This window comes from Pontibacter chitinilyticus (assembly GCF_039748935.1).
Lineage (GTDB): Bacteria > Bacteroidota > Bacteroidia > Cytophagales > Hymenobacteraceae > Pontibacter > Pontibacter chitinilyticus.
Window position 1 is genome coordinate 123123 of the sequence record NZ_JBDIZJ010000003.1, and the last position, 22388, is coordinate 145510.

General features: G+C 56.1%; 12 protein-coding genes and 1 pseudogene. 9 read left to right on the top strand and 4 right to left on the bottom strand.

Annotation, left to right across the window (positions count from 1 at the left end):
* The first annotated feature begins 208 nt into the window (after positions 1 to 208).
* Positions 209 to 1237 carry a LacI family DNA-binding transcriptional regulator gene (locus tag ABDW72_RS06925; protein WP_347157769.1) on the top strand — a complete coding sequence of 343 codons (1029 nt, stop codon included), beginning with the start codon at positions 209 to 211 and terminating at the stop codon, positions 1235 to 1237.
* A gap of 423 nt (positions 1238 to 1660) precedes the next feature.
* Here ABDW72_RS06925 and ABDW72_RS06930 read toward each other — a convergent pair whose 3' ends face one another.
* From ABDW72_RS06930 to ABDW72_RS06945, 4 genes are all read right to left on the bottom strand, one after another.
* The gene (locus ABDW72_RS06930; RefSeq protein WP_347157770.1) at positions 1661 to 2842 is read right to left on the bottom strand and encodes an endo-1,4-beta-xylanase; all 1182 of its coding nucleotides are present in this window, start codon (positions 2840 to 2842) and stop codon (positions 1661 to 1663) included.
* A 279-nt stretch (positions 2843 to 3121) separates the two neighbouring features.
* Positions 3122 to 3880, bottom strand: coding sequence for an SDR family NAD(P)-dependent oxidoreductase (locus ABDW72_RS06935; RefSeq protein ID WP_347157772.1), 759 nt, complete (start codon positions 3878 to 3880; stop codon positions 3122 to 3124).
* Positions 3881 to 3896: 16 nt separating this feature from the next.
* Positions 3897 to 6059, bottom strand: coding sequence for an alpha-glucuronidase family glycosyl hydrolase (locus tag ABDW72_RS06940; RefSeq protein ID WP_347157773.1), 2163 nt, complete (start codon positions 6057 to 6059; stop codon positions 3897 to 3899).
* A gap of 63 nt (positions 6060 to 6122) precedes the next feature.
* On the bottom strand, positions 6123 to 7163 hold the full coding sequence (locus ABDW72_RS06945; protein WP_347157774.1) for a LacI family DNA-binding transcriptional regulator: 1041 nt from the start codon (positions 7161 to 7163) through the stop codon (positions 6123 to 6125).
* 599 nt (positions 7164 to 7762) lie between these two features.
* Between ABDW72_RS06945 and ABDW72_RS06950 the strand changes: the two genes are divergently transcribed.
* From ABDW72_RS06950 to ABDW72_RS06985, 8 genes and pseudogenes are all read left to right on the top strand, one after another.
* Complete coding sequence (locus tag ABDW72_RS06950; protein ID WP_347157775.1) at positions 7763 to 10840, top strand: SusC/RagA family TonB-linked outer membrane protein; 3078 nt, start codon at positions 7763 to 7765, stop codon at positions 10838 to 10840.
* A gap of 8 nt (positions 10841 to 10848) precedes the next feature.
* On the top strand, positions 10849 to 12798 hold the full coding sequence (locus ABDW72_RS06955; RefSeq protein ID WP_347157777.1) for a RagB/SusD family nutrient uptake outer membrane protein: 1950 nt from the start codon (positions 10849 to 10851) through the stop codon (positions 12796 to 12798).
* A 169-nt stretch (positions 12799 to 12967) separates the two neighbouring features.
* A complete protein-coding gene (locus ABDW72_RS06960) occupies positions 12968 to 14611 on the top strand; it encodes an endo-1,4-beta-xylanase (RefSeq protein ID WP_347157778.1) in 1644 nt (547 codons plus the stop codon).
* 189 nt (positions 14612 to 14800) lie between these two features.
* Positions 14801 to 16765 carry a sialate O-acetylesterase gene (locus ABDW72_RS06965; RefSeq protein ID WP_430438151.1) on the top strand — a complete coding sequence of 655 codons (1965 nt, stop codon included), beginning with the start codon at positions 14801 to 14803 and terminating at the stop codon, positions 16763 to 16765.
* A 9-nt stretch (positions 16766 to 16774) separates the two neighbouring features.
* Complete coding sequence (locus ABDW72_RS06970) at positions 16775 to 18307, top strand: glucuronyl esterase domain-containing protein (RefSeq protein WP_347157780.1); 1533 nt, start codon at positions 16775 to 16777, stop codon at positions 18305 to 18307.
* 102 nt (positions 18308 to 18409) lie between these two features.
* Positions 18410 to 19618, top strand: coding sequence for a mannonate dehydratase (gene uxuA, locus ABDW72_RS06975; RefSeq protein ID WP_347157782.1), 1209 nt, complete (start codon positions 18410 to 18412; stop codon positions 19616 to 19618).
* A complete protein-coding gene (uxaC, locus tag ABDW72_RS06980) occupies positions 19584 to 21020 on the top strand; it encodes a glucuronate isomerase (RefSeq protein ID WP_347157784.1) in 1437 nt (478 codons plus the stop codon). The genes uxuA and uxaC overlap by 35 nt, the downstream gene beginning before the upstream one ends.
* Before the next feature lie 29 nt (positions 21021 to 21049).
* Positions 21050 to 22377 (top strand): annotated as a pseudogene (locus tag ABDW72_RS06985) (MFS transporter).
* Positions 22378 to 22388 lie beyond the last annotated feature (11 nt).

Consider the following 22388-nt stretch of genomic DNA (forward strand, 5'->3'; position numbering starts at 1 on the left):
TGTTTGGTTGTTTTAACGCTTGTTTAAGAAAAGCCGTTCGCTTTTTATGCCAACGTTGGCATAAAGTTGAAAACTTTTACATAAATTCACAAGTGTTTACTTACTTATTCTTTCCCAAAAAGAGGCGAGCCATACTTTAAAATGTATACTTGCCACTGGAAAGAAGCTTTACCTTTGTTTGTTTTAGATTTCATCCCAGCAGCAGCCTTTGAAGAAAGTTACCATACAGGATATTGCCAAAGAGCTCAACATCGCCTTCTCCACGGTAGCGCGGGCGCTGAACGACCACCCGGCCATCAGTGAGGCGACCAAAAAGGCAGTGCGGGAAACGGCGCAGCGGCTCAACTACCGGCAGAACAAGCTGGCTTCCTCCCTGCGCTCCGGCCAGAGCAACACCATCGGTATCATAGTGCCTAGCCTCGACGTCAGTTTCTTCAGCTCTGTCGTGCATGGCATCGAGAAAATCATGAACGAAAATGATTACAACATTCTGCTCTACCAGTCGAATGAGTCGTTCGAAAACGAGAAGAAAGGCATTGAGACGTTCCTGAACTCCCGCGTGGCAGGCATCATTGCGTCGGTGGCCAAAGAAACGACTGCGTATGAGCATTTTTCCGAAATCAAGCGGCGGCGCATCCCGCTCCTTTTTTTCGATAGGGTAGTGGAGGCGCTGCAGGTGCCCTCCGTCACGATAGACGACTACAAAGGCGGCTTTCTGGCCACCGAGCATCTGATTCAGCAGGGATGTCAGCGCATCGTGCATATCACCGCCCGGCAAAGCCTCGGCATCTTCCATGAGCGGCTGCGGGGGTATGTGGATGCCCTGCAACAGTATGGCCTGCCCATAGACGAGCGGCTCATCCTGTACGGCGACTTCTCGCTGGACTTCGGCCGCCAGTGCGTCCGTGACCTGTACCAGCGCCACGTTGCCTTCGACGCGGTTTTTGCGCTGGAGGATTTTACCGCCATGGGCGCGCTGCAGCAGTTGCTGGCTTATAATGTGCGGGTGCCGGAGCAGGTTGGGGTTATCGGGTTTGCCAACGAGTCATTTGCCGCGCTGGTCACGCCCGGCCTCTCCACCATCGACCAGCAGACGGTGCCGATGGGAGAGGCCGCCGCCGCGCTTTTTATACGCATGCTGCGCTCCGAGGACCTGTACAACAACCTGCCCGAGCGCATCGTACTCGACCCGCACCTGATTGTCCGCGCATCGACGCTACGCCGCACCACTTCCTGATTTTCTGCTGTCTGCTGCCTTTGCATAGTTGCTGAATGGCGGACAGCTTTAACCACCCCTAACCCCTCCGGGGAGGGGAATTCACTCCGATTTATACTTTCTGTTTATACTTGGTTATCTATACTTGCTGGCGCGAATCTCCAGATTCGTGCCTTTACATGAAGTGCAGTCTGTGACTGCACGGGCGCGCAACGCCCTAAAGCGGACTTCCAATGAGCAATAGCGCAGTTCCTATAGTATGACATTCTCGCTCACAGTTGCTTTTTGGCCCTGCGGCCCAATCAGGTTGCAAACCCGACATCATTTTTAGACACAGATTTGAAAACCAGCGCAGTAGATTTAAATATAAATAAGCTGCTCTTTCGGACATCCTCGTCCTCAGGAACAGCTTATTTACAAAACGGCTGCGGCATCTTTTATACCTTACTTATAGTTTGCAGCGGCTTGCAGGATGGCTTCAAAGGCTGGCTTGGGCTGGTACTGGCGGTCGAACACCATGGAATAGCTGGTGCGCCCTTTGATGGGCCAGTTGTTGAGCCAGGAGTCGTTGTCGGTGACGCCCCAGAAGGTCACGCGCTCAATATGGTCGCTGTGCTTGAGGAACAGAGTGAACAGGTCCTTGTAGCGTGCCGTCAGCTGCTGCTGCACCGAGTCGGGCAGGCCGTTGGTGTAGAGGTTATACTTCTCGTCGAAGCCGAAGGTCGCGTCGATGTCGGCTCCCTGGCGGTGGCTGGGGTTGGGCAGCACGTCAATGTCCAGCTCCGAGAACGACACCTTCACGCCCAAATCAGAAAAAGCCTGGATACTGGCCTCCACGTCGTCCAGCGAAGGCGCGTGCAGCCCGTAGTGCCCCTGCATGCCGATGCCCGAGACTTTGATGCCCTGCGCCTGCAGGCTTTTTATCAGGCGCACGGCCCCATCGCGTTTGCTCGGCTTCCAGAGGTTATAGTCGTTGTAGTACAGCTCCAGGTTGGGGTCGGCGTTGTGGGCCGCCTCGAAAGCCTTGGCGATAAAATCGTCGCCGATAATTTGCTGCCACTTCGACTGCCGCAGCGTGCCGTCATCGTTCAGAGCCTCGTTTACCACGTCCCAGCTGTTGATGCGGCCTTTGTAGCGCCCCACCACGGTGCTGATGTGGTCCTGCATACGTTTCAGCAACAGTTCGCGGCTGGCAGGCTTGCCGTTAGCGTCTTCAAACACCCACTCCGGCGTTTGCTGGTGCCACACCAGCGCGTGCCCCACTACAAACATGTTGTTCCGCTCGCCGAAGGCCACATACTTGTCGGCGGGTTCAAAGTTATACTTGTCCGGCTTAGGGTGCACGTTCTCCCACTTCAGCAGGTTCTCCGGGCTGATTGTGCTGAAGTTCTGTACGATGATGTTCTTGGCCTTCTCATCCCGTTCATAGGCCTGGTTCCAGTTCAGGGCGGCGCCAATGTAAAACTTGTCGTGCAGGGCTTGCTTGAGCGTAGTAGGAGCGGCGGCATCGATAGGAGCCGCTTGCGCTGTGGCTTGCTGGTTGGTGGTATTTTGGCTGGTGCAGGAGGATGTGGCCATACAGGCCAGCAGCAGCGACTGGACCAACAGTGTCTTCAATCGTGTCATAGGGGATGATTTACTTTAGTGTGAGGTTGAAATCGAGCAAGTATAGTTTTAACGAGGATGGGCTCCTGATTACCGCTCATGCCGCAGGTTTAGCGTCAGCGCAACTTGTGGCTATGCATGAGGCCAGTTTGCAACTGCCAACTTCCAATTTATACTTCCGCCAGTTAACTTATGCCTTTACAAATTGGCAGCTATTCCCCACCACAAGTCGCCGCTGTGCTCAAACTTGCGGCATGTTAAGGTGTTTTAAGAAGACGCCGGCCAAAGTATAACTGGAGCTTAAAACCCGATGGAGTTGCCGCCGTCCACGGGCAGCACGGTGCCCGTCACGTACTTGGTGCCTTCCGTGGAGAAGAAGTAGACTGCCTCGGCCACGTCCTCGGGCAGGCCCAGCTTGCCCATCGGCGTGCGCGAGAGCACTTTGTTTTTGCGCTCAGGTTCGCTGTCCAGCGCCTTAGCCGACATATCAGTGGCGATGAAGCCGGGGGCCACGCAGTTCACGCGGATGCCCTGCGGCGACAAATCCACAGCCATCGCCCGCGTCATACCTTCAATGGCGGATTTAGACGCGGAATAAGCGATAACCTTCGGGATGCCGTACTGCGAAGCCATGGAGCTGATGTTGACGATGGCGCCGCGCTGGCGGGGCAGCATGTTTTTTACCACCTCGCGGCTCAGGGCAAATACGGCCGCCACGTTGGTATGTATGATTTTCAGGAAATCAGCATCAGTCACCTCGGTAAAAGGCTTTTTCATGTTGATGCCGGCGTTGTTCACCAGTATGTCGATAGGGCCATGCTCTTGCACAAGGCGCTCCACCAGCGCCGGAATTTGGTCCAGTTGCGTCAGGTCGAAGGAAGTATAGGTGCACAGGTCTCCGAAAGCTTGCTGCGCTTTTTGCAGCTTTTCCTCGTTTCGCCCAATGATAATCGTCTTGATGCCGTTGCGGACAAACTTCTCGGCAATAGCATAACCTAGGCCCGATGCGCCGCCGGTAACAATGGCTACGGGAGGTATTGAAGTAGTATTTTCGTTCATGCGTTGGATGTCGTCATTAAATGCCGGGCACAAATTTAGGGTCCAGCTGCTCATAATAGTCTAATGTATGGTCCGGCTTTTCTACACCTGCCGGAATCGGCTGCTTCGAGAACGTCTGGAAGTAGAGCAGGCAAGCGTTGCGCCACCACTCCGCCTCCTGCTCCTGAATAGCCAGGTAGGATTTGACGTGTTGAAAGCGCTCCGGGTCCACATAGGGTTCCGCTTTGTCCCAGGTCTGCTGCATCTGCTGCACCTCGTTTACGCCTTCCTGATACGTATAGCAAAGTTCATCCCAAAGCGTTTTGCCGGAGTTCATTTTATAGTTCCAGGGCACGTGGTGGAACCAGAGCAGGAACTTTTCAGGGCATTTATCGAGGCTGGCAAACTTTTCTTCCACCGGCGGGAAGTACTGGGCCACCGCGTTGCTGCCACTAGCGGTGCGGTCAAATCCGATGCCTTTTTCATCGGCCCGGTGGTAGTATACGGCGGTCCAGTCGGCGCGGGGGCCGCCCTCCACCCAGGGACCGGGGCCGTAGTGGTGGCCGCGGCCCATGATGTGGTGCAGGCCCAGCGGCGTCATGTAATGCACCACGGCCTCCCGTGAGGTCATCATCATACGTTGAATCGGGTCCACAAACTGCTCGTTATTACTGAAGGTCATCCGCAGCCATTCGCTGGCTATTTCTTCGGAGGAGAGGGTGTGGTCCCAGGCGAGGCGGCCAAAGGCATACCAGTTAGCCTGCCCGAAAGGATGGCCGGTCCAGTTGCGGTCGTCGCCGATGTTGGCCACGCCGGCCATCCCTGTGACACGGTGGTTGTCCAGCGTACCGTCTACTACCTTTGCCACCGTGGAGCCTTTGCCTTTGGCGTAGGTGTCGGCGGTGAGGGTTTCTTTGAACAGCGGGGCGAGGTAGGCTAAGTGTGTGCCCTGCCCCAGGTACTCCTGCGTGATCTGGAACTCCATCATCAGCGGCGTTTTGGGCATAGCCCCAAACAGCGGGTGAAACGGCTCGCGTGGCTGAAAGTCAATGGCTCCGTTCTTTACCTGCACCAGCACATTGTCGCGGAACTTGCCATCCAGCGGCTTAAATTCATTGTAGGCCTGCTTGGCACGGTCGTCGGGTTCTTTATCGCTGTACACAAAGGCGCGCCACATCACGATGCCGCCGTGCGGGGCCACGGCATCGGCCAGCATGTTGGCGCCGTCAGCGTGGGTGCGGTTATAGTTTTGCGGCCCCGGCTGCCCCTCCGAGTTGGCCTTCACCAGAAAGCCGCCGAAATCGGGCACATACGTATAAATCTCGTCCGTTTTTGCTTTCCACCAGGCGCGCACCTGCGGGTCCAGCGGGTCAGCCGTTTTCAGTCCACCGAGCTCAATCGGTGCGCTGAAGCGGGCAGTGAGGTATACTTTCAGGCCATAGGGGCGGAAGACATCGGCCAGCGCCTTTACTTTCATGAGGTATTCTTTGGTGAGCACCAGTGCGTTGGCGTTCACGTTGGTGAGCACGGTGCCGTTGATGCCGACGGAGGCGTTGGCGCGGGCATAGTCGATGTAGCGCGGGTCGATGTAATCGGGCAGCGTGTGCCACTTCCAGAGCGAAAAGCCGGCATAGCCGCGCTCCACGGTGCGGTCCAGATTGTCCCAGTGGTTGAGTACGCGGTGCTTTACCTTAGGCGCGCTGGCGATAGAGAGGTGGTTTATACTTTGCTGCGTCTGCAGTAGCCGGAGGAAATGGAACGCGCCATACAAAACGCCTGTGTCCGTATTGGCGGCGATGACGGTGCAGGGCTTGCCATTCATGGTTTTGGTCAGGAGCAGGTAGCCCTCGTTGCCTATACTTGCTAGCTGGCTTTTCAGGTTGAGCGAGGCGATGAGTTTAGAGTTTGCTGGCGTGCCCGCCACAATTGCCCCTGCCTGCGTCGGCTGCCGCGCCACGGACACGGTGATGCTCAGCAGCCCCTGCAAACCTGTCTGCAGTTCCTTTTGCGCCGCCTGCAGTGTAGGGGACTCGCCTTCAAAAACCAGCTCCTTTGCCGCCTGCCGGTAGGCCGCCAGCTTCGCCTGGTCCTGCACGGGGTCGTACCGCAGCCATAGTCTGTAGCCGTCCTCGGCGTAGGCACCTGGGTGCACGAGCAGAACTAAAAGCAGCAGGCAGAGGTAAGGCAGCAGTTTTTTCATCAGGCGATAAGTATGGCTGTAAGTATAAGTATAAGTATAAGTATAAGTATGGCAGAATATCCGCTACGCTTGCTTTTCAGCCTGCTTCCTTTTGGAGGAATCCCGCACAATGAGCTCCGAGCGCAGCGTGATGGTGTTGGTCATGCTGGCATCCGATAGGCCGTTGATCAGGTGAATCAGGCTTCGGACCGCCACTTCCCCCATTTCATAGCCTGGGTAGTCGATGGTCGTCAGGCTGGGTTCCACGATGCGGCAGATGGCATCGTTGTTGAACCCCACAATGGCAATGTCCTCCGGAATGCGTTTGCCCGCTTGTTTAAGCGCCTTCATACAACTAACAGCGCAGAAGTCATTTGATACGAAGAGGCCGTCCGGAGCCGGGTTCATGCGCAGGATCTGCTGGGCAGCCGCTATACCGGCAGCCTCGTCCAGTTTCTCATTTACAAGCACGTGCGCGTCATTAAAAGGCAGTCCGTTGTCGATCAGCGCATATTTGAATCCTTTCAGGCGGTCGGCATACACATTGATTTTCAGGTTGCCGCTGATATGTACAATGTTGCGGCAGCCCTGCTCAATTAAGTGGGACGTGGCTTTGTAAGCCGCCTGAATGTTGTTGATCACAATGCCGGTGCTCTGGTTGTGCTCGGCCACACGGTCGAAGAACAGCACCGGGATGCCTTTGCTGAAGAACGGCTCAAAGTGGTCGGTGTTCTCGGTATCATATGCCAGCGACACCAGCAGGCCATCCACGCGGCTATCGAACATGGTGCGGGCGTTAGCGATCTCTTTCTCTGCTGCCTCCAGCGATTGGGTAATGATCAGGTTAAAACCCGCTTCATTGGCTACCGTCTCCATGCCTGCCAGCACCGACGATTGAAAGTTGCTGTTCAGGATGGGCACGATCACGCCGATCGTGTTCGTGCGCTTGCGGCGAAGGTTGCTGGCAAACAGGTTAGTGCGGTAGCCCATCTGACTAGCGGCATCAAAGATTTTCTGTTTGGTGTTTTTGTTCACCGCCGGGTGGTCGTTCAGTGCACGGCTGACCGTGGTAGGCGACACGTCCAGCTCCTTTGCAATATCATAGATGGTAATTTCTTTATCCATGGCGGGTAAATTTAGGAACAAGATATGCAACCGATTTCATATTTAAAAGCATGTGAGTTGTTTCTTTTGTAGCTGAAGCCAGATTAGTATGAGTAATCACTTTTTATAAAATTAACAAAAAAGATTGTGAATAGACGCTTAATCGCCGTTGAAGCTTCTTTTATAGCTGCAAAAGTGCATCCCGGTAGCTTTCTCAAGTATGAAACAAACACAATTGAGGTCCATGGTTTCAAAATTATTGAAAACAAATTCATGAAATCGGTTGCAATTATGAATTAATATAAACAGTTTTACTAACGCTTGGTGAGTAGTTACTCATTGCGGTTTGGTTTGGCGGCAGGTAAATAGTGCTGCATCTTAAAGCAAGGTAGGCATTAGGTCACGATAAACCGAATCAATGCTGCCTGGACCTCCTGCCTGTGCAGCAACCACGCGGGGCAACCGACCGACCAGTCAGATGTAGCTGCTGAGTGAAGTTTTGAAGAGTGAATCCATCCTTGTGCCGGAGTTGGCTCCGGAGATACCAGTGTCAATAGTAGTAATCCTAACTTCAAACATGAATATCTATGAAATGTGATTTTACACAAAGCCCCAGATCGATGATTTCACGGTGGCGTTTACCAGAGGCTATCCGGCTGGTGGCGCTCCTGACCTTGCTGCTGGTAAGCGCACAGGCCATGGCCCAAACATCAACGGTGACCGGCCGCGTGACAGATGCAGAAACAGGACTGGCGCTGCCAGGTGTGACAGTACTACTAAAAGGCACGACAACGGCTGCCCCTACTGGTGCAGATGGTCAGTACACGATCGATGTGCCCACTGGTACCGGTACACTGGTGTTTACCTATATAGGATATCAGCCGCAGGAGGTACCCATCAGCAACCGCTCTACTATTGATGTGCAACTTGGCACAGATGCCAAAGCGCTGCAGGAGGTAGTGGTGGTAGGCTATGGTACGCAGCGGGAAGAAGCGGTGACAGGCTCTGTTGCCTCGATAGGGGGAGATGTGATGCGCGAAGTGCCATCGGCTAACCTCTCGCAGGCGCTGCAAGGTCGTTTGCCGGGGGTGGAGTTTTCGCAAACGTCATCCCAGCCGGGTGCAGCCATGCAGATCCGGATTCGGGGTACCCGCTCGCTCACTGCCACAAACGACCCGCTGGTGGTGCTGGACGGTATTCCTTTTGCCGGAGCCATTGGCGACATCAACCCCAACGATATCAAAAGCATCGATATTCTGAAAGATGCCTCGGCTACCGCCATCTATGGCTCACGCGGCGCCAACGGCGTGATACTGGTTACAACAAAGGCGGGCCAGATGGGGCAGAAAGCGCAGATAACTTACAATAGTTTTTATGGCGTGAAAGACGTTTTTGCCAAATACCCCATGATGAGCGGGCCGGAGTTTGTGGCGCTTCGCAAGGCAGCGGGGCAATACACAAATGCACTGGATGAGTCGGATGATGTAAATACCGACTGGCAGGACCTGCTATACAGAACCGGAGTAACCACAAGCCATGATTTAGGCGTGTCGGGTGGCACGGAGCAGGGCCGCTATAGTTTCAGCGCAGGTTATTACAAGGATAAAGGCGTGATTCCGACACAGCAATATACCCGCTACTCCATGCGTGGTACGCTCGACCAGGGAGTAGGAGATTATGTGCGCCTCGGCTTTACAACTTACAATAACTATAACGTGACAGAAGGCAACAATGTGGGCCTGTACGGCATTTTAAGCTTGTCGCCTATTGCTAACCCTTATAACGAAGATGGCAGCTGGAAAAGAACGATCCGGATGCCTTTAGATGAAAGTTGGCTCTATACAAAAGATATTTTAAGCGGTTTAAATGATAAGTGGCTGAGTGAAACCAGGGCTTTCGGAACGTATAATACACTCTATGGCGAGGTGCAGATACCCGGCGTAAAAGGCTTGAAGTACCGCGCCAATCTGGGCTTGAACTACCGCCAGAGTAACGGCGGCAGCTACACCGGAGAGGGCATAAACAGCGCCACGCCAACTACTCCTTCCACCGCTTCCATCAGCAATGCACAAACGACTGACTGGACCATTGAAAACCTGCTGACCTACGACCGCACCTTTGCGGGAAAACATAACGTGAATGCAGTAGCCTTGTACTCTGCTTCAGAAAACCACTACAACATCTCACGCATCGGAGCAAGGGATATTCCCGCTGACGCTTTCCAGTTCTATAACCTGGGGCAGGCTGCCGGCGAAATCACGATCAACCCGAATGACCAGGTTTACCGGGTAAGCGGCCTGCTGTCGTGGATGGGGCGTGTGATGTACTCTTACGACGACCGCTATATGCTGAGCGCGACGGTTCGCTCCGACGGTTCTTCGCGGTTGGCGCCGGGGCATAAATGGCATACTTATCCTGCCGTATCAGCCGGATGGAACATTGCCAGAGAGTCGTTTATGCAGGATGTCAGTCTGGTAAATATGTTAAAACTGCGCGTGGGCTTCGGGCAAACCTCCAACCAGGCAGTGGACCCTTATGCTACCCTCGGGCGCTTGGGCACGCGGCCGTACAACTTTGGGCCTGATGATTTTTATACCGGCGTATATGTAACCGAAATCCCGAATCCTAACTTAGGATGGGAGTTCTCTAAAACCTGGAACTATGGCCTGGACTTCGCCCTGCTGAGCAACCGGCTTTCAGGTACGGTAGAGTACTATGTTACCAATACCGAGGATATTCTGCTGCGCGTTAATCTGCCTTCTACATCAGGTGTGAACACCGTTGTGTCGAACATAGGAAAAACCCAAAACAAGGGGCTGGAGCTGTCGCTCAACGGCATCATCCTGGATAACCTGAACGGCTGGACCTGGGAGGCCGGTTTGAACATGTATGGCAACCGCAATAAACTGGTTGCACTTGCTTCCGGACAGGATAGAGATGAATCCAACTGGTGGTTTGTAGGCCATCCGATCAACGTTATCTACGATTACGAGAAAGTAGGCCTTTGGCAAGCGGAAGATCCGTACCTGGACATCCTGGAACCAGGCGGAAATGTAGGGATGATTAAAGTGAAGTATACCGGCGAGTATAATGCCGATGGTACGCCTGTAAGAGCAATTAACCCGGATGACCGCCAGATCATGGATGTAAATCCAGACTTCCAAGGCGGCTTTAACACCCGCGTATCTTACAAAGGATTCGACCTGAGCGCTGTCGGTGCTTTCCAGAGTGGCGGTATCCTCATCAGTACCCTCTACAGCTCATCCGGCTATCTTAACATGCTAAGCGGGCGCCGCGGCAACGTAAGCGTGGACTACTGGACACCAGAGAACACTGGCGCCAAGTATCCAAAACCAGGGGGTGCTACCAGCAGCGACAATCCAAGGTATGGCAGCACGCTGGGCTACTTCGATGCTTCCTACCTGAAGGTACGCACCATTTCGTTGGGGTATAACTTTGACAGCAACAACTGGTTGAAAAACGTTGGAGTGAACAGGCTACGGGTTTATGTAACGGCTCAAAACCCTTTTGTGCTCTTCTCGCCTTACCACAAAGAATCCGGGATGGACCCTGAAACCAACTCCTATGGCAACGAAAATGCGGCTGTAACTACGGCTTACCAGCCTCGCCTGCTCACCATAGGCACGAACGCGCCTGCTACGCGCAGCTACCTGGTTGGTCTTAATTTCACCTTTTAAACAGGATAATGATGAAACGTATTCATAGAAAAGCTTTTTTAGGAACAGCCCTGCTGATGACGTTGTTCCTGGCGTCGTGCGAGGACATTTTGGAAGAACAGCCACGCAGTATTTACGAACCCGGTTATTTCCGTACGGAGAAAGGCGTCTACGGCGGCCTGACGTCGATGTACGCCCACTTACGCTACATCTACGGGCAAGCTTACTACTATAACGCCACCGAAACCGGTACGGATGAAGCAACCTACGCGCAGAGTGCGGACGAAAACTTCAAGGTGATGGACCTTTCAGGCCAGGGGGTGATTACGCCTTCCAACAGCCGGGCCGATGTGCTGTGGGGCGCTGCTTTCCCGAACATCAACACCGCCAGCGGCATCATTGAAAATGCTGCTGAAGTCGGCACCATTTCGGATGCGCTGATTGCCGAAGCCCGTTTCTTCCGTGCCTTCGACTACTTTCAGCTGGTGCAGACCTTTGGCGGGGTGCCCTTGGACCTGGGTGCCGGAGAACTGAAGTTTAACACCAATCCTGTGAGAACTTCTGTGCGCAACACTGTGCCGGAAGTCTACACCAAAGCCATTTTTCCGGACCTGCTGGTTGCAGTAGAAAACCTACCGGTAAGCCCACGAATCACTGGCGGTGTAACCCAGACGCTGGCCCGCCTCTACCTGGCAAAAGCCTACCTGACTTACGGCTGGTGGCTGGAGAACCCCAACAACATTCCAACTTATCCGGAAGCTCCCCGCACCGACCCGGACGGGCATGATGCCCAGTGGTATTTTCAGCAGGCATACGACGTAGCCACAACCGCTATTGATGCCCCGGGCCCTTTCGGTTTACAACCCACATACTATGATGTGCATGTGGCAACAAACGACCGCAATCCTGAAATACTGCTATACGCTGACCATACAGAGACAAGCGAGTTCTACAACGGCGGCAGCCTGACGTATAGCAATGGCGGTGCCCCTGATAACTTTGCTGTTTGGATGATGACGTGGAACTACACCAACATCCGAAGCGCGACTGACCCTAGCTGGACAAATGTGATCAGCTCTGTGCAGCGTGCCGCAGAACAACACCTGGGCCGCCCGTGGACACGTATGGCGCCCCCGATTGGTGTCATCACGAATACCTTTGCCGACAAAACCAATGACTCCCGTTACGACGGTACCTTTACAACCGTTTACCGGGGCAACTGGCCGAAAGGAGGCGTTGATGCACCGGTTGTGTACAATGCCAACAGTTTGCCGGTTGAACCGGGTGGGGCCATCCTTACCTTCCTGAACGAGCAGCCCGCAACACCTATCAGCTACCCAGTCGGTGCCGGTAAAAGTAATATTGGTGCAGGCGAGTTGCCCGGCAGGTCTGATTTTGTGATCGCGCCAGAGGGCATCAGCCGGATCGTATACCCGGGGCTTTGGAAAATGGGCACCTACCGCACCGACAATGGCGACGGATTAGGGCAGCCAAATGCCGCCAGTACCCGGCCGTTTAATATTGCCAAGTTCTCGGAGTTATACTTCATCGCGGCCGAAGCAGCCGTAAAAGGGGCAGCGCCCCAAGCTGGTAAAAGTCCCAGAGAACTGATCAATGTGATTCGTGCGCGTGCCGGCCAGTGGCGTTATGACAACAACGGCAATACTGCTAAAGTGGAAGATCATAGTGCAGAGATGCTTGCTGCCACGCCAGAAACGATAGACATTAACTATATTCTGGCAGAACGTTCGCGCGAATACTATGGCGAAGGCTACCGTTGGTTCGACCTGGTACGTACCCAGAAATGGGAAGAGCTTGCTGCTACGTACAGAATTGCTGGCAGCAACTACGGAGATCATACGCCACAAACGATAACGCGCCAAATTGAACCCTACCTATACTTGCGCCCAATTCCGCAGGGGCAGCTCGAAGCGATGCAAGGCGGTAAGGAAGCGTACCAGAACCCTGGCTATAATTAAGCAGGTGCAAGTTTAAAGATTGGCTGCTGAAGTAGAGCAGCCAATCTTTAAACTTTTTATGCAGCGGTAATCATCCCGAAGCATTATTTCTTTCTGCCGCTGCTGGATTTATACATAATTACTGCCACCTTACATACCTGTATTCGCTGCACAAGACCAAATGAATTGAATGAACAAGTATAACTTACATAACTATGTGCTCGGTGGCTGCCTGGCCCTGGCGCTGCTCACCGCCTGCGACAAAGACGACAGCAACGATACGGGTAGTAGCTTACCCGACCCCGTGGTGCCCCCCGTAGCCAGCACGTTAAAAGAAGCAGCGAGTTTTCCGGTAGGTGCGGGCATAGGCTACAACCTGCTGCTCAACGACCCTAAGTACGCCAGCACCGTAGCCGAGAACTTCAACAGCCTCACGTTCGAGTATGCCTTGAAGCAGGGGGCAGTGGTACAAAGCGATGGCACCTATAACTTTAGCAAAGTAGATCAGCTGGTAAACTATGCTGCCCAGCACGACATGCGCGTGCATGGGCATACGCTGGTGTGGTACCAGAACAACAACGGCACCTATCTCCGCGCGCTGGTGGCAGGCAACGGCGGTACCTCCTACGATGAAAGTGGCGAGAACCTGCTGGCCAACGGCGGCTTTGAAGAAGGCGATGACGACAGCTTTACATATTGGTCAGCCTTTAACGGGGCCACCGCCTTTAGCGCCGCCACCGCTCCTGACGTGAAGGAAGGAACGCGGGCTCTGAAAGTGACGGTAACGGCCGATAATCCCGGCAACCAGTGGAAAGTACAGTTGGCCAGCGACAAGTTAGATACCGAGGTAGGCAAGGCGTACAAGGTGTCATTCTGGATAAAAGCGGCGCAGGAAGGTGGTTTGATGCGCCTCTCCACCCAACCCACCGCCAGCTACCAGGGCGACCAGACCATTGGCACCACCTGGACCCAAGTGATCTGGACCTTTACGGCCCAGGACGCGCAAACGCAGCTCTTGTTTGACATGGGCGCCAAAGCCGACACCTACTACATCGACGAGGTGACGGTGCGGGAAGTCAGCATCTCCGGTCCGGTGAATAACCCGGCTGCCGCCGCCGCTGTGGACAAAGCCATGAAAGACTACATCACCGCCGCCATGACGCGCTACAAAGGCAAGATCAAGGCCTGGGACGTGGTGAACGAAGCTATTACGGATAACACCGGGCAGTTGCGCACCAACCCTAATCCTGGTACGCCTACGACCGGCGACACCTTTTACTGGGCCGAGTTCCTGGGCGAGGATTACATCGCTAAAGCTTTCCAGTATGCTCACGAAGCTGATCCAACGGCCAAGTTGTTCCTAAACGATTACAACCAGGAGGCCGACGGCAAGAAGCTGAATGCATTTGTGGCCCTCGTCAGTAAGCTCAAAACACAGGGCGTGCCAATAGACGGCGTAGGTTTGCAAATGCACATCAGCGTCAACACTCCAAACTCGGGCATTGAAGAGGCCATCCGGCAAATGGCATCTACCGGCCTGCTGGTACACATTTCGGAGCTGGACGTGCGGACGAATCCGTCCAATAGTGCCGCCTATACTTTCACCCCCGGCATTTCGAAGCTGCAGGGGGATAAGGTGCAGTTTGTCATCGATGCTTACCAGCGCCTGGTGCCGGCGGCGCAGCAGTACGGCCTTACCTTTTGGAACGTAACAGACAAGGACAGTTGGATTGTGCAGCAGCCCGATCACAAAGACAATCCCACGCTGTTTGATGCGAACTACGGCAAGAAAGACGCCTACTTCAGCGCTCTGAAGGCACTATTATCGAAATAAGGAAATAAAAGGATTTGGTTAGATTGATTTTGTTTAAGGTAAAGGGGATGTGCTGTTCACATCCTTTTTTCCTTATGTATACGACTGCCGTTGTGGTTGACAGAGGCGGCCGCTGCTAACCTTCCAAAAGCTTATACTATGAAACAAGTGAACTGTAAAATGCCCGTGCCGCAAAAGCAAAGAAGCGGAATGCCCCTAAGCCTTATCCGGATGCTGCTGGTCTGGGGAGCTTTCCTCCTGACTTTTACCTCCTTTGGCGCCGTTCGGCTGCCCCAGCTGGTGAGCGACGGTATGGTGCTGCAGCGAAACGCCAAAACCAACATCTGGGGCTGGGCCGACGCCGGGGAAAAAGTGACCATGAAGTTTAAAGGAAAGACCTACCGGGCTACCACCGGCCGCGACGGCAAATGGCATCTCACCCTCAAGCCGATGCCCGCCGGTGGTCCTTATACCATGGAGATCAATGGCAGCAACCGCATCACCGTAAAAGATATCCTGCTGGGCGATGTGTGGCTGTGCTCCGGGCAATCAAACATGGTGCACCAGATGAAGCTCCACAACGTGCGGTATGCCGAGGAGATCGCCACGGCCAATTACCCGCAGATAAGGCAGTTCTGGATTCCCACAACCACCAACCTGCAGGGGCCTGCCGAGCAACTGCCACCCAGCTCCTGGAAAACAGCGAACCCGCAGGACATCAACGATTTTTCGGCCGTAGCCTATTTTTTCGCCCGCAAGCTTTATGAGACGTACCACATTCCCATCGGCCTGATCAACGCCAGCGTGGGCGGCACGCCCATCGAAGCCTGGATGAGCGAAGAAGGCCTGCGGGAGTTCCCTACGGACATCGCCACCATTAACAGGAACAGCGATACGAGCTACGTGAACAGCCTTAATCGCCGCGCTGAAGCCGCTGCTGCCGCCAACCGGGCAAAGCCGGAGCAGGACAAAGGGCTGACGGGTCCGGTGAAATGGTATGAGCCCGCCTATGTGCCGAAGAACTGGCAGAACATCAACATCCCCGGCTACTGGGAAGACCAGGGCGTACGGGACCTGAACGGATCCGTGTGGTACCGCCGCGAAATAGAGGTGCCCGCATCCATGGCCGGTGTGCCGGCAAAAGTGTTCCTGGGTAGAATCGTGGATGCGGACGTGCTTTACATCAACGGGCAGCAGGTAGGCAACACCACCTACCAATATCCGCAGCGGAGGTACAGCATTCCGGCAGGCATGCTGAAGCCGGGCAAGAACCTGCTGGTGGTACGCGTGCAAAACTTTGGGGGCAAAGGCGGCTTCGTGCCCGACAAGCCCTACTTTATAGAGGCCAACAGGCAAACCCTCGACCTGAAAGGCACCTGGCAGTACAAGGTAGGAGAAGTATACCGCCCCGGCGCTGGTGGACCGGGTGGCTTGAATGCCCAGAACGAGCCAACGGCTTTATACAATGCCATGGTGGCGCCAGTAACGAATTATACCATAAAAGGCATCGTGTGGTACCAGGGCGAGAGCAATGCGGGGAACCCGGAGAAGTATAAAAAGCTGTTTCCGGCCATGATAGCGGATTGGCGCGAGAAGTGGCAGGAGGGGGACATCCCGTTCCTGTACGTGCAGCTGCCAAACTTTATGGACGCCACTTACCTGCCTGCCGAGAGCAACTGGGCCCTGATGCGTGAGGCGGCCCTGCAGACCCTGTCAGTGCCCAACACCGCCATGGCCGTCACCATCGATGTAGGGGAGTGGAACGATATTCACCCGGACGATAAAAAAGACGTGGGCGAACGGCTGGCGCTCGCCGCGCAGAAGCTGGCCTATGGCGAAAAGAACCTCGTTTCCTCCGGTCCGCTGTACGAGTCCTCCAAAGTAGAGGGCGATAAGATCATCCTCAGCTTTACAAACACCGGCAGCGGGCTGGTTGCTATAGACGGGGAGGAGCTCGCGCGCTTTGCCATTGCCGGGGATGATAAGCAGTTTGTATGGGCTAACGCAAAGATCGAGGGCGATAAAGTGGTGGTGTGGAGCGAGGAGGTGCCGGATCCGAAGTATGTGCGCTACGCCTGGGCCAATAACCCCTTTGGCGCCAACCTATACAACAAGGAGGGCTTGCCGGCTTCTCCTTTCCGAACAGACCAGCCGGTGGCAACGACTAACCGTTAACTCATTGCCATGAAAAAGACGCTCTACCTGCTTTTCGCCTTGGCTGTTTCTTCTGCTTCGGCCCAAAACACCACTATGGGCGCTAGCGGCAACTATCCGGCGCCGGTGAACTTTACGGCCGAGCAGGACCACCAGCACATGATGCAGCAGCTGGGTATCCAGTCGCTGCGGCCCGGGCCGAGCGGCGATGAGTCTGCGCCGAACCACGCCAACTACAACGAGGCCCTGGCCAACCCTTACCCCGACCTGCCACCGGTGCTGACCCTGGAAAACGGCAAGAAAGTAACCTCCGCGGCGATGTGGTGGAACAAGCGCCGCCCCGAGCTCGTGGAGGCGTTCGAAAAAGAAGTATACGGCCGCGTGCCCAAAAATGTGCCCCAGGTAACCTGGGAGGTGCTGATCAACGAAAAGGAGCGCGTCGGCTGGTTTCCGGTGGTCGCCAAGCAGCTGGTGGGCCACGTGAACAACTCCGAATACCCGCTCCTGAACGTGGACATCGCCATGACGGTGGTGACGCCGGCAAACGCCAAAGGCCCTGTCCCGGTGCTGATGATGTTTGCCCACAGCGCCCTGCCGGCTCCGGCCCAGCCGTCGCAAGAGAGCCTCGACAAGATCAACGCGGCGCTGAAGGAGCTGCTGGTAAAACAAGACCCGAGCCTGCAGGAGGTGTTTGCGCAGTACCCAGCCTATACGCCTATTGCCTCGCAGGTGCCGGCCTTTGGGCCACCGCCAGCCGGCGATCCACCCACCCCGCAACAGTTGCTGGCCGACGGCTGGGGCTATGTGCTCATCGAGCCCGGCACCATCCAGGCAGACAATGGCGCGGGCCTCACCAAAGGCATCATCGGCCTCGTGAACAAAGGGCAGCCCCGCAAGCCAAACGATTGGGGTGCCCTGCGCGCCTGGGCCTGGGGCGCTTCCCGCGGCTTGGATTACCTGGAAACCGACCCTGCCGTAGACGCCAAAAAGGTGGGCATCGAAGGCGTGTCGCGCTTTGGCAAGGCAGCGCTCGTGACCATGGCCTTCGACCGGCGCTTTGCCCTGGGCCTGATCGGCTCCTCGGGAGAAGGGGGCGCGAAGCTGCACCGGCGCAACTTCGGCGAGGCCGTGGAGAGCCTGACAAGCAGCGGCGAATACCATTGGATGGCGGGCAATTTCCTGAAGTATGGCGCCGCCAAAGCCATGTTTGGAAGCAAGAACGCAGGCGACCTTCCGGTGGACGCGCACGAACTGATCGCCCTGTGCGCCCCCCGGCCGGTCTTCATCAGCTACGGCATCCCCGAGCAGGGCGACGCCAAGTGGCTGGACCAGCAGGGTAGCTACATGGCCACTGTAGCGGCGCAGCCGGTGTACGAACTTTTAGGTGCCCGTGGCCTTGGCGTGCCTGCTGATTATAAAACAGCCCAAATGCCTGGCGTAAATGCGGGACTGCTGGACGGGGAACTGGCTTGGCGGCAGCATGACAGCGGCCACACCGACGCTCCGAATGTGAAGTACTTCATCCCGTGGGCGGATAAGCTCCTGCAGCATTCTGCCCGATAGCGCAAGTATAAATATGGAGCAAAGGCCCTCTTCGAAGGAGGCAAAAGGAGCTAACGTAGCTGCAAGTATAAATTAATGGACTTACATCATAAACAAGACAATATGCCTTTAATACAAAGCTGGAGATGGTATGGCCCGAACGACCCCGTGACGCTGCAGGATGTGAAGCAGGCCGGAGCAACTGGCGTGGTGAGCGCTTTGCACCACATCCCGCACGGCGCGGTGTGGCCGCTGGAGGAGATCCGGGAGCGTAAAAGCATTATCGAAGCCGCTGGCCTGCAGTGGGTGGTAGTGGAGAGCGTGCCGGTGCACGAGGCCATCAAAACCCGCAACGCCGACTGCGAGCAGTACCTGGAGAACTACCGTCAGACGCTCCGCAACCTGGCCGCCTGCGGCATCGATACGGTGTGCTACAACTTCATGCCGGTGCTGGACTGGACGCGTACCAACCTGGCCTACGAGCTGTGGAGCGGCGCCAAAGCCCTGTGTTTTAGCTGGTCTGAGCTGGCCCTGTTCGATATATTCATCTTGAAGCGGGCGGGCGCCGAGAACGATTATGCCGAGGCGGTCGTGCAGGAGGCCAGGGCCAAGTATGAGAAGGCGACGCAGGAAGAGCTGCAGCACCTGCACGACATCATCCTGATGGGCGTGCCGACCGAGGAGAGCGTGACCGTGGAGCAGCTGCAGCAAAGCATCGACATCTACAAAAGCATCGGCCACAGCGGCCTGCGCGAAAACCTAACTTACTTCCTGGCCTCCATCATGGACGTGTGCGAGGAAACCGGCATAAATATGACCATCCACCCCGACGATCCGCCTTTTCCTATACTTGGCCTGCCGCGCATCGCCAGCTCCAAAGAAGACTTGCTTTACATCCTCAACACCGTAGACCGCAAGCCGAACGGCATCTGCTTCTGCACCGGCTCGCTGGGCGCGGGGCCGCACAACAACCCTGTGGAGATTCTGCAGGCGGTGGGGCATCGGGTATACTTCGCCCACCTGCGCAACGTGTTGAAAGATGAGCGGGGCAACTTTTATGAGTCCGACCACCTGGCTGGCGACGTGGACATGTACGGGGTGATGCGCGAGCTGATCGCTATCAACAGCAAGCGGAAGCAGCCAATCCCCTTCCGGCCTGACCACGGCCACCAAATGCTCGACGATCTGCACAAGGTCACCAATCCCGGCTACTCCGCCATCGGCAGGCTGCGGGGGCTGGCCGAGCTGCGCGGCCTGGAGCTAGGCATCGCGCGATCCTTACCTAAAGACGAAGCACATGAGCAAAGCCATAACACGGCAAGTCGCCACTAGGCCCGGTTTTATGGGCGAGGACTTCCTGCTGCAAACGGAAACGGCGCGGCACCTCTACCACGACTACGCCAAAGGCCTGCCCATCATCGATTACCATTGCCACCTGTCGCAGGAGGTGATCGCCCGCAACCAGAACTTCGCCAACATGACGCAGATCTGGCTTGCCGGCGACCACTATAAATGGCGCGCCCTCCGCACCTTGGGCGTGGAGGAGCACTACATCACCGGTAACGCTACGGACGAAGAGAAATTCGTGAAATGGGCGGAGGCCGTGCCCTATACCATGCGCAACCCGCTCTACCACTGGACGCACCTGGAGCTGCAGGACCCCTTTGGCGTGACGGAGCTGATGTGCGGCGACAATGCCCTGGAGGTATACGCCCACTGTAACCGCCTCCTGCAGCAGCCGGCGTTTTCGCCGCAGGGTTTGCTGAAGCACTTTAACGTGGAGATGGTGGGCACCACCGACGATCCGGTGGACAACCTGGCCTGCCACCAGCAGCTCGCCCACTCCGGTATCAGCGTAAAGGTGCTGCCGAGCTTCCGGCCCGACAAGGCGCTGCACCTGGGCGGCGGAGAAACTTACCGCGCTTACCTGCAGCAACTCTCAGCGGCAAGTGGCATTGAAATTACAAGTATAGACACCCTGCTGGAGGCCCTGCAACAGCGGGTGAACTACTTCCACGAGAACGGCTGCCGCCTTTCAGATCATGGCCTGTCATACTTGCCTTCTCCAAGCGAACGCACCAGCGATTTAGACAGGGCCTTTGGCGCCGTGCTGGCCGGTAACGATGCAGCCACTGCCGCGCAGCAGGAGGCCTTTAGCGGATACATACTCCTGGAGCTCTGCAAGATGTACGCCCGCAAAGGCTGGGTGCAGCAGTTTCACCTGGGCGCCTTGCGCAATACCAACGCCCGCATGCTGCAGGTAAACGGCCCCGACACCGGCTACGACTCCATCGGCGACTTTCCGCAGGCGGCCACCATGGCTACTTTCTTCAATTCCTTGGAAAGCGACGGTCTTTTGGCGAAAACGGTCATCTATAACCTCAACCCGGCAGACAACGCCGTTTTTGCCGCTATGATCGGCAACTTTCAGCAGAGCGGCATCAAAGGCAAAATGCAGTTCGGGTCCGGCTGGTGGTTCCTCGACCAGCTGGACGGCATGAAGGCGCAGCTAGACGCGCTCTCCAACATGGGCCTCATCAGCTGCTTTATCGGCATGCTGACCGACTCGCGCAGCTTCCTGTCCTACTCGCGCCACGAGTATTTCAGGCGGCTGGTGTGCAACATGTTCGGCAACGACGTGGAGCAGGGCCTGCTGCCGGACGACACCGCCTGGCTGGGCAAGCTGGTGCAGGATATTTGCTACCATAACGCCAGGAACTACTTCTCCTTTTAACGAAAGCTAACCGTGTAACCGCCCCTGCCATGAACGCACCCCTCACCACAGAACCCGACGTAAAAAAGGCAACGATCGGCTCGTACCGCTGGACGATTTGCGCCCTGGTGTTTGCCGCCACCACCATCAACTACCTCGACAGGCAGGTGGTGGGCATCCTGAAGCCGGTGCTGGAGGAGCAGTTTAGCTGGACGGAGAGCGATTACGCAGGCATCGTGACGGCCTTTACCGCCTCTTATGCTATTGGCATGGTGGTGTTCGGGCGGATCATAGACAAAGTGGGCACCAAGATGGGCTACGCGCTGTCCATCATCGTCTGGAGCCTGGCGGCGATGGGGCATGCGATTGCCAGAACCACCTTTGGTTTTGGGGTGGCCCGGGCCGCGCTGGGCGTGGGGGAGTCGGGCAATTTTCCGGCGGCCATTAAAACGGTGGCCGAGTGGTTTCCTAAAAAAGAGCGGGCCCTGGCCACCGGCCTGTTTAACTGCGGCGCCAACGTGGGCGCCATCGCCGCCCCGCTGCTGGTGCCCTGGATCGTGACGACCTATGGCTGGCAGGAAGCCTTTGTCGCCACGGGAGCCATTGGCTTTTTGTGGCTGGTGGCCTGGTTTATACTTTATGAGATCCCCGCCAAGCAAAAGCGGCTCGGCAAAGCAGAGTACGACTACATCCACAGCGACAATGACGAAGCACCGGCAGAGGTGAACGAGCCGCCGGTAAACTGGGGGCGGCTCCTGTTTGTGCGCCAAACCTGGGTGTTCATCGTGGGCAAGTTCTTCACCGACCCCATCTGGTACTTCTTCCTATTCTGGCTGCCCTCCTACTTCAGCTCCACCTTCGACCTGAACCTGAGCAGCCTGGGCCTGCCACTGGCCATCGTCTACACTGCCACCACCGTAGGCAGCATGGCAGCATCGGCGGCGGCTACCTGTCGTCCTACCTCATCCGCCGGGGCATGCCCGTGTACAGGGCGCGAAAGGTGGCGATGCTGATCATTGCCCTGCTGGTGGTGCCCATCATGCTGGCCCGCTATACTTCGGATATGTGGGCGGTCGTGGGCCTGATCAGCCTGGCTGCCGCCGCGCACCAGGCCTGGAGCGCCAACGTCTTCACCATCGTGTCAGACATGTTCCCCAAGCGCACCGTGAGCTCGGTGGTGGGCATCGGCGGCATGGCCGGTTCCGTGGGCGGGGCGCTCTTCCCGCTGTTTATCGGGGCCGTGCTGGACTACTACACAGGCCTGGGTAACCTGACCGCCGGCTACAACATCATCTTCACGGTTTGCGGCCTCGCCTATGTGCTGGCCTGGGTGCTGATGCATTTCCTGACGCCCCGCGAAAAGCAGGTGGTGCTGTAGCAAAAGAATAC

Bases quoted from the DNA above. Each gene is read 5' to 3' on its own strand.
- uxaC (WP_347157784.1), top strand. From the start codon at position 19,584: ATGAGCAAAGCCATAACACGGCAAGTCGCCACTAGGCCCGGTTTTATG.
- ABDW72_RS06950 (WP_347157775.1), top strand. From the start codon at position 7,763: ATGATTTCACGGTGGCGTTTACCAGAGGCTATCCGGCTGGTGGCGCTC.
- ABDW72_RS06940 (WP_347157773.1), bottom strand. From the start codon at position 6,059: ATGAAAAAACTGCTGCCTTACCTCTGCCTGCTGCTTTTAGTTCTGCTC.
- ABDW72_RS06935 (WP_347157772.1), bottom strand. From the start codon at position 3,880: ATGAACGAAAATACTACTTCAATACCTCCCGTAGCCATTGTTACCGGC.
- ABDW72_RS06960 (WP_347157778.1), top strand. From the start codon at position 12,968: ATGAACAAGTATAACTTACATAACTATGTGCTCGGTGGCTGCCTGGCC.
- ABDW72_RS06945 (WP_347157774.1), bottom strand. From the start codon at position 7,163: ATGGATAAAGAAATTACCATCTATGATATTGCAAAGGAGCTGGACGTG.
- ABDW72_RS06970 (WP_347157780.1), top strand. From the start codon at position 16,775: ATGAAAAAGACGCTCTACCTGCTTTTCGCCTTGGCTGTTTCTTCTGCT.
- ABDW72_RS06930 (WP_347157770.1), bottom strand. From the start codon at position 2,842: ATGACACGATTGAAGACACTGTTGGTCCAGTCGCTGCTGCTGGCCTGT.
- ABDW72_RS06965 (WP_430438151.1), top strand. From the start codon at position 14,801: ATGCCCCTAAGCCTTATCCGGATGCTGCTGGTCTGGGGAGCTTTCCTC.
- ABDW72_RS06955 (WP_347157777.1), top strand. From the start codon at position 10,849: ATGATGAAACGTATTCATAGAAAAGCTTTTTTAGGAACAGCCCTGCTG.
- uxuA (WP_347157782.1), top strand. From the start codon at position 18,410: ATGCCTTTAATACAAAGCTGGAGATGGTATGGCCCGAACGACCCCGTG.